Source organism: Ruegeria sp. CK2 (genome assembly GCF_056536585.1).
In genome coordinates this window covers 616,232-628,479 of record NZ_JBQFPW010000001.1, presented here as the reverse complement: position 1 = coordinate 628,479, position 12,248 = coordinate 616,232, and the positions used below count along the sequence as shown (strand labels likewise).

Annotated in this window: 16 protein-coding genes and 1 other RNA gene; 11 read left to right on the top strand and 6 right to left on the bottom strand. The window is 56.6% G+C overall.

Annotated features, from left to right (window positions below; translation table 11 throughout):
* The first annotated feature begins 47 nt into the window (after nucleotides 1–47).
* On the top strand, nucleotides 48–734 hold the full coding sequence (locus ACR0BU_RS03100) for a ceramidase domain-containing protein (RefSeq protein WP_480734823.1): 687 nt from the start codon (nucleotides 48–50) through the stop codon (nucleotides 732–734).
* Here the strand turns inward: ACR0BU_RS03100 and ACR0BU_RS03095 are convergent, their stop codons facing one another.
* The 3 genes from ACR0BU_RS03095 to ACR0BU_RS03085 all read right to left on the bottom strand — a co-directional run bounded on the left by ACR0BU_RS03095 (nucleotide 735) and on the right by ACR0BU_RS03085 (nucleotide 2,398).
* Entirely contained in the window at nucleotides 735–1,424 is a 690-nt protein-coding gene (locus tag ACR0BU_RS03095) for an SGNH/GDSL hydrolase family protein (RefSeq protein WP_480734824.1), read from the bottom strand.
* A 94-nt stretch (nucleotides 1,425–1,518) separates the two neighbouring features.
* Entirely contained in the window at nucleotides 1,519–2,082 is a 564-nt protein-coding gene (locus ACR0BU_RS03090) for a DUF4202 domain-containing protein (protein ID WP_480734825.1), read from the bottom strand.
* A 157-nt stretch (nucleotides 2,083–2,239) separates the two neighbouring features.
* Nucleotides 2,240–2,398 (bottom strand): hypothetical protein, encoded by a 159-nt coding sequence (locus ACR0BU_RS03085; protein ID WP_298933400.1) that lies wholly within the window; start codon nucleotides 2,396–2,398, stop codon nucleotides 2,240–2,242.
* A 229-nt stretch (nucleotides 2,399–2,627) separates the two neighbouring features.
* Between ACR0BU_RS03085 and gatC the strand changes: the two genes are divergently transcribed.
* The 8 genes from gatC to ACR0BU_RS03045 all read left to right on the top strand — a co-directional run bounded on the left by gatC (nucleotide 2,628) and on the right by ACR0BU_RS03045 (nucleotide 8,235).
* Nucleotides 2,628–2,915 carry an Asp-tRNA(Asn)/Glu-tRNA(Gln) amidotransferase subunit GatC gene (gatC, locus tag ACR0BU_RS03080; protein WP_039536649.1) on the top strand — a complete coding sequence of 96 codons (288 nt, stop codon included), beginning with the start codon at nucleotides 2,628–2,630 and terminating at the stop codon, nucleotides 2,913–2,915.
* 3 nt (nucleotides 2,916–2,918) lie between these two features.
* Nucleotides 2,919–4,406 (top strand): Asp-tRNA(Asn)/Glu-tRNA(Gln) amidotransferase subunit GatA, encoded by a 1,488-nt coding sequence (gene gatA, locus ACR0BU_RS03075; RefSeq protein WP_299079593.1) that lies wholly within the window; start codon nucleotides 2,919–2,921, stop codon nucleotides 4,404–4,406.
* Nucleotides 4,407–4,444: 38 nt separating this feature from the next.
* Nucleotides 4,445–5,149, top strand: a complete 705-nt coding sequence (locus ACR0BU_RS03070) for a hypothetical protein (RefSeq protein ID WP_298933393.1) — start codon at nucleotides 4,445–4,447, stop codon at nucleotides 5,147–5,149.
* Nucleotides 5,094–5,819, top strand: coding sequence for an N-acetylmuramoyl-L-alanine amidase (locus tag ACR0BU_RS03065; RefSeq protein ID WP_480734828.1), 726 nt, complete (start codon nucleotides 5,094–5,096; stop codon nucleotides 5,817–5,819). The genes ACR0BU_RS03070 and ACR0BU_RS03065 overlap by 56 nt, the downstream gene beginning before the upstream one ends.
* A 125-nt stretch (nucleotides 5,820–5,944) precedes the next feature.
* Nucleotides 5,945–6,344, top strand: an RNA gene (rnpB, locus tag ACR0BU_RS03060) — RNase P RNA component class A.
* Between the two features lie 162 nt (nucleotides 6,345–6,506).
* Nucleotides 6,507–7,214 carry a DUF533 domain-containing protein gene (locus tag ACR0BU_RS03055; RefSeq protein WP_480734830.1) on the top strand — a complete coding sequence of 236 codons (708 nt, stop codon included), beginning with the start codon at nucleotides 6,507–6,509 and terminating at the stop codon, nucleotides 7,212–7,214.
* A 127-nt stretch (nucleotides 7,215–7,341) separates the two neighbouring features.
* Nucleotides 7,342–7,509, top strand: a complete 168-nt coding sequence (gene rpmG, locus ACR0BU_RS03050; protein WP_007799108.1) for a 50S ribosomal protein L33 — start codon at nucleotides 7,342–7,344, stop codon at nucleotides 7,507–7,509.
* A 219-nt stretch (nucleotides 7,510–7,728) separates the two neighbouring features.
* Nucleotides 7,729–8,235, top strand: a complete 507-nt coding sequence (locus tag ACR0BU_RS03045) for a hypothetical protein (RefSeq protein WP_298933387.1) — start codon at nucleotides 7,729–7,731, stop codon at nucleotides 8,233–8,235.
* 174 nt (nucleotides 8,236–8,409) lie between these two features.
* Here the strand turns inward: ACR0BU_RS03045 and ACR0BU_RS03040 are convergent, their stop codons facing one another.
* Nucleotides 8,410–9,147 carry a Bax inhibitor-1/YccA family protein gene (locus tag ACR0BU_RS03040; RefSeq protein ID WP_298933385.1) on the bottom strand — a complete coding sequence of 246 codons (738 nt, stop codon included), beginning with the start codon at nucleotides 9,145–9,147 and terminating at the stop codon, nucleotides 8,410–8,412.
* A 183-nt stretch (nucleotides 9,148–9,330) separates the two neighbouring features.
* Nucleotides 9,331–9,540 (bottom strand): DUF1127 domain-containing protein, encoded by a 210-nt coding sequence (locus ACR0BU_RS03035; protein ID WP_298933383.1) that lies wholly within the window; start codon nucleotides 9,538–9,540, stop codon nucleotides 9,331–9,333.
* A 127-nt stretch (nucleotides 9,541–9,667) separates the two neighbouring features.
* On the opposite strand from ACR0BU_RS03035, the gene ACR0BU_RS03030 reads away from it, so the two are divergent.
* Complete coding sequence (locus ACR0BU_RS03030) at nucleotides 9,668–10,549, top strand: LysR family transcriptional regulator (RefSeq protein ID WP_480734832.1); 882 nt, start codon at nucleotides 9,668–9,670, stop codon at nucleotides 10,547–10,549.
* 6 nt (nucleotides 10,550–10,555) lie between these two features.
* Here ACR0BU_RS03030 and ACR0BU_RS03025 read toward each other — a convergent pair whose 3' ends face one another.
* Nucleotides 10,556–11,512 carry an NADPH:quinone oxidoreductase family protein gene (locus tag ACR0BU_RS03025; protein WP_480734833.1) on the bottom strand — a complete coding sequence of 319 codons (957 nt, stop codon included), beginning with the start codon at nucleotides 11,510–11,512 and terminating at the stop codon, nucleotides 10,556–10,558.
* A 344-nt stretch (nucleotides 11,513–11,856) separates the two neighbouring features.
* On the opposite strand from ACR0BU_RS03025, the gene ACR0BU_RS03020 reads away from it, so the two are divergent.
* On the top strand, nucleotides 11,857–12,228 hold the full coding sequence (locus ACR0BU_RS03020; protein WP_298933377.1) for a helix-turn-helix domain-containing protein: 372 nt from the start codon (nucleotides 11,857–11,859) through the stop codon (nucleotides 12,226–12,228).
* Nucleotides 12,229–12,248 lie beyond the last annotated feature (20 nt).

The window sequence follows — 12,248 nt, the reverse complement described above, 5'->3', positions numbered from 1 at the left end:
CCAATCATACTGTTGGCAACAGCTTACCATCCGTTATGTAAAAGTTCATGGACTGGATGCAGGAAATCGACGGGTATTGTGAACGCTTGTCAGCTGGGTATTGGGCTGAACCCATCAACGCTGTTACAAATGCGGCTTTTTTGATTGCGGCCTGGGTCATGTGGCGGCGTGTTCGGGGTGAGAAACTGCCATTGGCCACGGCGTTGGTCATCATGTTGGCTGCTATCGGGATTGGAAGCTATCTGTTCCACACCCATGCGCAGGTTTGGGCTGCCATCGCAGATACCACACCCATATTGCTGTTTATTCTGATTTACATATTCGCGGTGAATCGAGGCGCTTGGGGCATGTCACCTGCATATGCGCTGGGCGGGACTCTGCTGTTCCTTCCTTACGCGGCCGCGACTGCTCCCCTGTTTCAATTCGTCCCCGGGCTGGGCGGGTCTGCAGTCTACGCTCCGGTTCCTTTGCTCATATTGATCTATGCCGTTGCCCTGCGCAGCCGCGATCCGAGCCTGGCAAAGGGAATGGCGGCTGGTGCTTTAGTCCTGATCTTGTCGATCACGTTTCGCGCTATGGACATCCCGATCTGCGGGCAATGGCCCATAGGCACGCATTTCTTGTGGCACATTCTGAACGCCATCATGCTGGGTTGGATGATCGAAGTATATCGGGCCGCTATTTTGCGGCGCCGCGCACAAGATGCAAATCCCGGGCGCGGACCGAAGGCGTGATCAAAGCCCTTCGCTTTTAATAATATTTGCGATCCGCTCGCCAATGATGCGACTGGACTTTCGGGAGGGGTGGATCAGGTCAAACGAGAAATACGACGCATCACCTGGGCGGGCGACATCATGGTTTGAGACGAACGTAATACCTTGTTCTTGTTGTGCGAGACGGGCAATCCGGGCCTCAAACTCATCACCTTCGGCTTTACAGTGCTCAATAGGTGTCAGCAGTTTGGGGCTGCGCAGATATCCGACATAAATGACCTGGGTGCCACGGTCCCGTATGCGGCGCAGGAATCGCGGGATCTGACCAGACTCCCCATCAACCGAGATCATTCTGTCCAATACGGCGTCGCAACGCGAACAACCGCAGCCCAGCATCAGATCATTGCCGCCACCGTTGACGATTGCCCATTTCCAATCACCTTCGACAAATTGCGCCTGAACGCCGGTTTTGGGCCTGTCATCTGTGTCGAACTGAGTTTGCAACCACGCAGCCGGTACTGTTCTGTCGATGACCGCCGACCCGACACTCTTCTCAATCACATCCGGGATCGAAGAGCCGGAGGTAGAATTCCACGCCATAAGAGAATCACCAACGACAATGATTTTTGCATCTGGTTGACTAGACGGTGCCTCCTGGCACCCGAGCAAGAGGCTGAATAACCCAATAAGGAGAATGAATTTTCTTGGCATGTGAGACCTGAAACAAGATGATTTTGAGAGTCTCAATCGGAGACCGAAATGGTAAACGAACCATTAAGATCCAAAAAATCAGTGTCGGTCTCCGTCAGTTTTGAAATGAGGCGGCCAGGTCGGCTGGTAGCTCAAATTCGCTCAACACCCTGGCGCGGCCTTCGGCTGACATCTTGCGCGCGGTCTTTTCAACGATGCTCTTGATTTTCTCGGCCGAGTGTTTCGCGGCGAAGGGCTGGAAATACCACTTGAGAAAGACGAAACAGATCACGTCCTCTAACGCTTGCACCTCGGCGTCGCGCTTGATGCCCTGTTTGCGCAGCATTCGTCCGACCGTTTCCGCCTGATCCCCGCTGTATCCGTTCTGGATCATCAGCGACATGACAATATCGGCATGATGCACCCCTTGGGCTTTGCGCCAGGCCAGATATCCTGCGCGTCCATCTGGGTATTCACTGCGGGCAAGCTTCCAGCGTTCGATATGCTGACCACGCGCGGCGATCTGCAATTCGTCAGACGCATCCGGAAACAAGCGATCCAGTTCTGCGCTCATCCTTGACCCATAGAGCAAAGCTTCGGGCTGATCGTTGTCGATGTTGGGGTCTTTTGCATTGGCCGCATCTATTGCGTCCAGAACTGCTTGCTTTCGCGCGCTCATTCACCGCTCCGTTGGCTTGCGGGAACTGCGTGCTGTCGCAGCAGTTCACCAGCGTGTTCTTTGCTATGGTAGCGGCTTGATGCGGCAAGTGCATCAATCAAATAAACCTTTGCCGGGTCAGACGAGGGGGTAGCTGACCCGGCGGGTTCGGGCAGGCTTAGTTGCCCGGTTTAACTTTATCCTGGGTGACAGGTTCCGAGACTGTGGTGGGGAAGCTCAGGTTCCGGGTCAGGTTGGTCATGTCGACACCCATGGCCATGGCCGGTGCGGCAAGAACGGTGGTAGACAAGATGGCGGCTGTGATGAAGGTTTTCATTTCTGTCTCCGTTGTTGTGCTGTGTCACATTATAGAAAATGAACAGTCCAGTTCAGTTTTCAAGGCGCAAAGTGAACTAATTAGTTTACTTTTTTGCATACCGGGTATTCAGGATTGAATGGCAGGGAAGGACGGGTGGCCAGATACATAGAGAAACCGGACCCTCAGCGGTCTTGCGACTGGTGCGCCAGACGGGTAAATGCCCCCCTAACGTATATGAGGGAAGCCGATGTCGATTGACCAAAGCACCGCCGCTAAGGTGGCCAAACTGGCCCGGATCAAGGTCGAGGATGACGCGCTGCCGGCGCTGGCCTCGGAATTCAACACGATCCTGGGGTTCATCGAGCAACTGAACGAAGTCGATGTCGATGGGGTTGAACCGATGGTCTCGGTCGAGCCTATGCGCCTGAAACGACGTGAAGATGTGGTCACCGACGGCAACCAGCAGGACAAGGTTCTGGCCAACGCCCCCGATGCGCGAGAGGGGTTTTTCGCAGTGCCCAAAGTGGTGGAGTAAGACATGAGCGATCTGAATAAACTGGGTCTGGCCGAAGCCCGTGACGCGCTGCGCGCCGGCGATGTGACTTCGGTCGAGCTGACCGAATCCTGCCTTAAGGCTATTGATGAGGCCGACGCGCTGAACGCCTTTGTTCACAAGACGCCCGAGATCGCGCTGGAACGTGCCAAGGCGGCGGACGTGCGTATCAATGGCGGTGATGCGCCGTCGATGTGTGGCCTTCCGATCGGCATCAAGGATCTGTTCTGCACCAAAGGCGTGCCGTCTCAGGCCGCTTCAAAGATTCTGGAAGGGTTCAAACCGGAGTACGAATCCACTGTGTCGCAGCAACTGGCTGACGCCGGTGCGGTGATGCTGGGCAAGCTGAACATGGATGAGTTTGCCATGGGATCGTCCAACGAAACCTCTGCCTATGGCAACGCGGTCAGCCCATGGCGGCGTGGTAACGATGACGCGCAGCTGACACCGGGCGGCTCGTCGGGCGGTTCCGCCTCGGCCGTTTCCGCAGATCTGTGCCTGGCTGCGACCGGCACCGATACTGGCGGATCAATCCGCCAACCGGCAGCATTTGTGGGCATCACCGGCATCAAGCCGACCTATGGCCGCTGCTCGCGCTGGGGCATCGTGGCGTTTGCGTCCTCGCTGGATCAGGCTGGACCGATGACCAAAAACGTGCGCGACGCGGCGATCATGCTTGAAACTATGTGCGGACACGATCCCAAAGACTCGACCAGTGCCGAATTGGCCGTCCCTAATTTTGAGGCGATGCTGACCGGCGACATCCGAGGAAAGAAAATCGGTATCCCCAAGGAATACCGTATGGACGGAATGCCGTCCGAGATCGAAGAGCTGTGGGCCGATGGCGCCGCGATGCTAAAGGATGCGGGCGCCGAGATGGTCGACATCTCGTTGCCGCACACCAAATACGCACTGCCGGCCTACTACGTGATTGCCCCGGCCGAAGCCTCCTCGAACCTCGCACGCTATGACGGAGTGCGCTATGGCCGCCGGGCCACGCTGGCGCAGGGCGACGGCATCACTGAAATGTATGAAAAGACCCGCGCCGAAGGCTTTGGCCATGAGGTGCAGCGCCGTGTGATGATCGGGACCTATGTTTTGTCGGCTGGTTTCTATGACGCTTACTACAATCGGGCGCGTAAGGTGCGGAACCTGATCAAGAAAGACTTTGAGGATGTGTTTGCCAATGGCATCGACGCCATCCTGACGCCTGCGACACCATCGGCCTCCTTTGGTCTGGGCGAAATGACCGAGGCGGATCCGGTTCAAATGTACTTGAACGACGTCTTTACGGTCACCGTGAACCTGGCTGGATTGCCAGGTATTTCGGTGCCAGCTGGCCTGGATTCGCATGGTTTGCCTTTGGGTTTGCAGCTGATCGGGCGCCCTTGGGATGAAGGTGACCTGCTCAACACCGCCTATGCGCTGGAAAACGCGGCTGGTTTTGTGGCCAAGCCTGGAAAATGGTGGTAAGCCTCGGGCCGCCAGGACAACAGATACGGAGCCATCGAATGCGCTTTATGCCTTTGATCCCCACCGTCGCACTTATCGCTGCGTGCAATACAGTTGCGCCGGTTGCCGGTACGGGTTTCAACACGCCACAATATCAGGCTCAGCGCGAGGCTGAACTGGCGGGGCAGGGCGCGGTCTACGATCCCCTTTTGGCCCCTGCTGATGTGTCGCAGGAAACTCTGGGCGCGCAGGGCACGGTTCTCGCGGCGACGGGGTCAAATGCCGATATCGCCAACCAGACAGCGGCCGCATTGGCCAGCACCTCTGGGGCGGCAGGCGCAACGGCAGTTGCAGCCACGGCCGCGAGCAACACAGGGATTTCCGACGAACAGGACTTTGCCGCCGTGTCCGAACGCCGCAGCATCGAATCCGATGCTGCCCGGATCGACCAGAATCGTCAAACATACGAGGTCGTTGCCCCGACCGCCGTTCCCGAACGCAGCGCTGACGGCCAACCTAACATCGTACAATACGCGCTGAGCACCACGAACCCCGTTGGTGCCCAGCTTTACAGCCGGGCTGGGTTTAACTTGCAAGCCAAGGCCCAGCGAAATTGCGCCCAATTCCCGTCATCTGACCAAGCTCAGATAGAATTTTTGTCGAATGGGGGCCCTCAGCGTGATCGCAAGGGTCTGGACCCGGATGGGGATGGGTTTGCCTGCAGCTGGGACCCCAGCCCGTTTCGCAGTGCCGTCAACAACTGACCGACTGACGCCGATCTGGCACCCATCGCCTAATTTTGGCCAGCGCCGAGATGGGTTGCTGCCGTCCTTCATCGTCATCCACTACACCGCTATGGACAGCGCCAAGGCGGCGCTTGATCGTTTGTGCGATCCACAAGCGCAGGTTTCAGCACACTATCTGATCGGTGCCGACGGGACCGTTTGGCAGATGGTACGCGAAGAAGATCGTGCCTGGCACGCAGGCGCCGGTGAGTGGCACGGCAAGGATGACATCAACTCGCGTTCCATCGGGATCGAGCTGGACAATAAGGGCGACCACCCATTTGCGCAGCCTCAAATGGATGCGTTAGAGCGTCTGCTCCCCGGCATCATGGACCGATGGACCATCGCGCCGGACGGCGTCATAGGCCATTCCGATATGGCCCCCGGGCGTAAGTCTGATCCAGGTGCCAAATTCGATTGGCAAAGACTGGAACATCAACAGCTGGCGAAACACGGCGGACGCGCCCAAGGCCCCGAGAGGGTTTCGATGGATGAGTTTCGCGCGTTAGCAAGGGATGCAGGTTTCACCTCTGATGCCGACGACGCCACCCTGCTTACAGCGGTTCGTCTCCGGTACAGACCATGGGCCAAAGGCCCACTGACACCTGAAGATGTCTCGCCGCTCGGTTACACAGCCCTCTCGACCTGATCCACCTTCTCATCTGGCTCAAAATATCCCGGGGATGAATTGGCCAAAGGCCAAGAAGAGGCTGGCCCCTTCCTGCCCAAACGGAGCTTGACCTGCGGCGTCGCCCGTCATACCTGAACCCTCGCGCGGAGGGCCGGATGGCCGCTGGGGCCTGAGGGCCCGAGAGGAAAGTCCGGACTCCACAAGGCAACGGTGCCGGGTAACGCCCGGGCGGGGAAACCCGACGGAAAGCGCCACAGAAATCAGACCGCCTCGGATTTCGGTCCGAGGTAAGGGTGAAACGGTGGGGTAAGAGCCCACCGCGCCGCTGGCAACAGCGGTGGCACGGCAAGCCCCACCGGGAGCAATGCCAAATAGGGTCCCCGCGCGGGTTGGTCGGCGTCAGCCGATACCACCGCTAAGCACGTCTTGGCCGAGAGGGACCGGGTTGGCAGCTTGAGCCGCGCAGCAATGCGCGGCCTAGAGGAATGGTCATCGAAGGGGGCAACCCCGGAACAAGATCCGGCTTACAGGCCCTCCGCGCATGTTCTTTTTGAGCGACCAGCGTTAAGCCGAATGTGCTGGGTCTCTTGTCTTCTTGCAGAGTGGATTTGCGACACCCCAGGTAATCCTATGAGCAGTATTCTAATGTTCGATCCGCTGTTACAGTTTGAAAACGGATTGCAGTAGGAGTCTGGGAGGAAAGTTATGAGTTTCATGAAAGCGCTGGCTTCGGTTGCGGTGGGATTTGCGGCGGCCAAAGGTTTGGATAAGTACAAGCAGATGGGCGGCATGGCTGGTTTGCAGGATATGATGAAAGGGTCAGGCGGTGGGTTCGGAATGGACCAGTTGGGCAAAATGGCCGAGCAGTTCGGGATGCCCGGCGGTGCTTCTGGTCTGCAGGACATGATGGGCAAAATGGGAATGGGCGGCGGCGCCGCAGGCTCAGCCGGTCTGGGCGGCTTGCTGAACGCAATGCAGGGCGCCGCCAGAACCGGAAGCCAGCAAACAACAAATATGATGGAGACAGTTTTCCAAGGCACACCAGCCGGTGCGGCGATGGAGGAACAGGCCAAACTGATGCTCCGCGCCATGATCCAGGCTGCCAAGTCGGATGGTGAACTGGATGAACAGGAAAAGGACACCATTCTTGGCGAGTTGGGCGACGATATCAGCGATGAAGAACGCGCATTCGTGCAGGAACAGCTGAATGCACCGATTGATGCCATGGGGCTGGCCGCCGATTCAGGGGCGCCACTAAAGACCCAGATTTACGCGACCTCACTGGCAGCGATTCGACTGGATAACGAGCTTGAGGCCTCTTACCTACACCAGCTTTCCACCGCATTGGGCCTTTCCGATGAGGAGCGGGACCAGATCCATACCTATATGGGCGCGCCAAACCTGTCTGTTTAAGCGGGCGGCAGAATCCTAACCGTAGCCGATGTGATTGGCCTTGACATGCGCTGTGCAGGGCGTAAAAGCGCACGCTCATAGGAATTCAACCGAAAGGCCCCTGCCTTTTCGGACGCAGGAGATAATCATGGCGAAGCCGACGACAATCAAGATCCGTCTGAACTCGACCGCGGGCACGGGCCACTTCTATGTGACCAAGAAAAACGCGCGCACCATGACTGAAAAAATGACCGTTCGCAAATACGATCCGGTCGTTCGCAAGCATGTTGAGTACAAGGAAGGCAAGATCAAGTAATCTGCCGTTCCTATTGGACATTCGAAGGGGCTCTGCGCAGGCAGGGCCCCTTTTTCGTTGTCTATTTTGCCATGATTTGACCCTATGGTACCGTGCATTCGAAGGATCGTGCCGTTGCAGTGGCGCATCAGGGCTGGGCGCAATCGTCTTTGCCCCGGCTTGCAATTTGCGCCGACCTGCACATACGGTTGAGCAAACCGCCACAAAATGTTGACCGCCATGAAAAAAATCTTGTTATCCACAATTGCCGTCCTGTCGCTTGCGGGCTGTGAAGATCCCTTCAACCGTGAAGGTGTTGGGTTTGCTGGGATCGATGGCGAGCCCCGCACCATCTCGGATGTTCCTGGCGCAGTCGCGTTTGTCCCGCCAGCAACCAATATCCCAGCGGAACTTGCGGAACTTCGTACAGTGTCTGTTTTGTCCGATCAGGTTGACCCGTCCAAAGTGGCCGGTGTCGCCATCGACAATGGCGGGCGCACGGATACCTCTGCGGTTCAATTGACAGGCAGCGATACCAATCTGTTCCTGAGCACCGTCAACGTAAACGGCACATTATTCGGTGTGTTGCGTACGCCGACCAACACCACAACCGTGGACAACTCGATCGGCGCTACCTTCGGAAGTCAGACCGAGCGTTTCACCGGGTGTCTGCCGGCAGGTGACGTTTTCCGCAAAGGATCGTCCGAGCGGAGTTCAGGCTTTGCAGTTCCTCTGAACTGTAGCTGAACCTTAGCCAACTAAGACCAATGAGGCCCTCATCTTGATGGTGGGGGCTTTGTTTTTGGGAATCTCGACATTGATCGATATCGTGTTGCGTCGCAGCCGAGCGCAGCTATTAAGACAAAAGAAAAAGGGCGGGTCGTTCGGACCCGCCCTTTGACAATTGTGCTTTCCGGTTTGTTATTCGCGGCTTCCGAACAACTGCAGCAGGAACATGAACATGTTGATAAAGTCCAGGTACAGGTTCAGTGCGCCCATGATGGCGGCTTTGCCCAACCATTCCTGATCACCGGCATGCGCCATCTGCAAATAGGTGGTCTTGATCTTTTGCGTGTCATAGGCGGTCAGACCGGCAAAGATCAGCACACCCAGAATGGAGACTGCGAACATAATCGCAGGCGACTGCAAGAACAGGTTGATCACCATGGCAACGACCAGACCGATCACGCCCATCATCAAGAACGTGCCCATTCCGGACAGATCCTTTTTGGTGACATAGCCGTACAGCGACAAGCCCGCAAAGGCGATCGACGTCACCAGAAACACCTGTGCGATTGAGACGCCGGTGAAGGCGACGAAAATCCAGCTTAGCGACAGGCCCATGACCCCAGCGAAGACATAGAAGAACAACTGCGCACCGGCAGCAGACAGGCGGTTGATTGCGGCTCCAAAGCCGAACACCATTGCCAACGGAGCAAACATCACGATCCAGCCCAGAATGTTGGGGCTCAGCGTGACCGGGTCACGAAACACGGACAGTAGCTGCGGGCTGGATCCAACAGCCCAGGCCACAGCAAACGTGATCAGCATACCTACGGACATTGTTCCGTAGACTTTGTTCATATGGGCGCGCAGGCCCTCATCGATCTCGGCGGCGCGCGCGCCGGATGCCGTCCGGATCGTGTCGAATTGTGCCATCAAAGGGTCTCCCTAAACATACTTCTTGTTCACCCCACCGAGGCAGAGCGCTTTCTCTGCAAATATCGGCAACTACAGGCTGTGTTTCAAGAGTTTACCGCATAAAACCGACTAAAACGCGCAACAAAAATGGCGATCCACCGCAGCGGACCGCCATTACTGCACTACAATGCTGATTTTTCGTCATTTCTGCCAGAAATCCGGTGCGTCCCATATGTAACGGCTGGCTTCGATATTGGCTTCGCTCCGAGTCACTCCGATGTCTTTTAGGGCGCGGTCATCCAGCTGAGCCAAACTGCTGCGCTGGCGCTTCAGGGACATTGCGTTTGTGATCATGCCAAGAACAGATCGCTTAGCGGGCTTGCACGGGCGATGAATTGCAACTTGGGTCATACTTATTGTCCTTTCTGCGGTTTGCGATGGATTTGACGGGTTCCATCAACTTCCTTGATTGATATGGGGCAGTATGACATATATTGAAAACGAATATTTATGATGTAACCCATAAGGAATCGTGAAGATGCGAAATCTGGACATAACCACACTGCGATCTTTCGTGGCGGTGGCGGATCAAGGCGGCGTCACTCGGGCAGCCGGGTTTTTGCACCTGACGCAATCAGCGGTTTCGATGCAACTTAAGCGTCTGGAGGAACTGCTGGGCCTTGAATTGCTGGATCGCAGCGGACGAACAATTGCTCTGACCGCGTCTGGAGAACAGTTGTTGGCCTATGCCCGTCGGATGACTGCGTTAAATGATGAGGTGATTTCCAAACTTACCGATCAGGCGTTTGAAGGCGAGGTCATCCTCGGAGTGCCGCATGATATTGTCTATCCGGCTATTCCGCGTGTTCTACAGCGCTTCAACGCGGATTTCCCACGGGTCAGGGTGCAGCTGGTTTCGTCCTATTCACTGCAGTTGAAGGACATGTACAAGCGCGGCGAATGCGATGTGATCCTGACGACCGAACCGTCAATTGCCGATGGGGCTGAGACAATTGCTGAGCTGCCGTTGCGCTGGATCGGTGCCCCGGGCGGGTCAGCCTGGCGCAAACGGCCGCTGCCTTTGGCGCTAGGGCGGCGCTGCCTGTTCAGACCGCAGGTGATTTCCGCACTGGATGCCGCCGGAATTCCTTGGGAGCTTTCAGTCGAGACTGAAAACGACCGTACGATAGAAGCCACTGTCAGCGCGGATCTAGCGGTACACGCGATGTTGGATGGCACAGAGGCTGCACACCTGGAGCAGATAGAAACAGGGGGTGTCTTGCCTGAACTGCCCGCACACATGATCAATTTATACGGTGGCGAAGCTGGTCGTGACCCGGTGGTCGAGGCGCTAGCTGCCTTAGTGCGGCAGAATTTCCGCATGCTGGGTGGCAGCCCGTTAAGGGCCGTAGCCGGATAGACGTGTTCAGGGTTTGATAACAATCTTTCCTGTCGATTTCCGCTCTCTAAGCAACCGCATACCGTTTTCCACGTCCTGCAAAGGCAGGACATGGCTGATGTGCGGTTTAATCCTTCCCTCTGCGTGCCACCGGAACAGGGTATTGAAACTGTCGCGCACGATCTCGGGGCGGAATCTCAGATAGCCGCCGATGTAAAAGCCGATCACCGTCAAGTTCTTGACCAAGAGGTGATTGGCAGGGATCTGCGGGACGTCCCCGCCGGCAAACCCAATCGGCAGCAAACGCCCCTCGGGATTTGTGGCGCGAAACGCGGCTTTGAACACGTCACCGCCGATGGCGTCATAAACAACATCCGCCCCGCCCAACGCCCTGACCCTGTCGCGCAGGTTTTCGGACGCGTCTATTAGATGATCTGCCCCGGCGGTCTGGGCAACGGCTAGCTTGTCTTCGCCGCGTGCCTGCGCGATCACGGTGGCGCCCATCAGTTTTCCGATTTCCACTGCGGTGAGGCCGACGCCACCGGCGGCGCCAGTGACAAGCAGCGTCTCGCCCGGTTGTAATCTGGCCCGGTGATCCAGCGCGATATGGCTGGTGCCATAAGCGATCTGAATGGCTGCGGCATCTTCAAAGCCGGTGGACGAGGGCAAGGCAATTGCACGATCAGCATCGAAGACGCCGTATTCTGCCAACCCATCCTGACCGGAATAGACTGCGACCCGGTCCCCGCATTCCAGGTGTGAGACCCCGGCACCAACGCCGTCCACCACTCCGGCAATTTCCATGCCCAACGTGAACGGAGGCTCAGGCGTATCTTGATACGTGCCCTTCTGCATCAAGAGGTCAGCAAAATTCAGTCCACAGGCCTTGATCGCAATCCTAACCTGACCTGCCTTAGGCGCGGGAATGTCCACATGGCACAGTTGGGCCGCGGACCCATTAGATTGAATGCGATAAGCCAGCATAGAGAACCCTTCGGCGCTTTTCGCATATACGTTCGCGCTGAGCCAACATTGTCAATAACTTGACCCTTGCGGCAAAGTGAAACGCATAGGCGAACTGAGTCGGCAACGACAGGTGCGATTTGAAGTGATTGTGTCTCAAAACGACACAACCATAAACCACTGTGCGGTGTTGATGACTCAACCAGCTTGAAAAAAAGTCAAAAAGCAGCAATATAGGCGCCTAGTGCTGTTTCGGGGGAAGGCACGATCCGGATTAGTGAGTGCTTAAGACTGGCACGCTAATGATGCGATCACGGTCGTCGCGCGATCCCTTTCAGATGTTTGTGTAGTAGAGGAGAATACCAATGACTCATCACGTCGATGTCCATGTGGGCAAGCGCGTTCGGCATCGCCGCTGGCTGATTGGGATGACCCAACAGCAGTTGGCGCAGCAGGTTGGTATTAAGTTTCAACAGATTCAGAAATACGAAACGGGTGCCAATCGAATCAGCGCGTCTCGCCTTTGGGACATCGCCGAGACATTGGATGTACCGGTCAGCTTCTTTTTTGAGGGTTTGGAAGAAACCCAAAAGGACGAGGCAGACAAAAAGTCCGTCCCTGTGGACTTGATGGGTGACAAAGAAGCTCTGGATTTGGTGCGCTCTTACTATGCGATCCCGGAAAACCAGCGCCGTCGTCTGTTCGAGTTGGCTCGCGTTCTAAGCGACGTCGCCTGATAAATCCCGCTTGACTATCT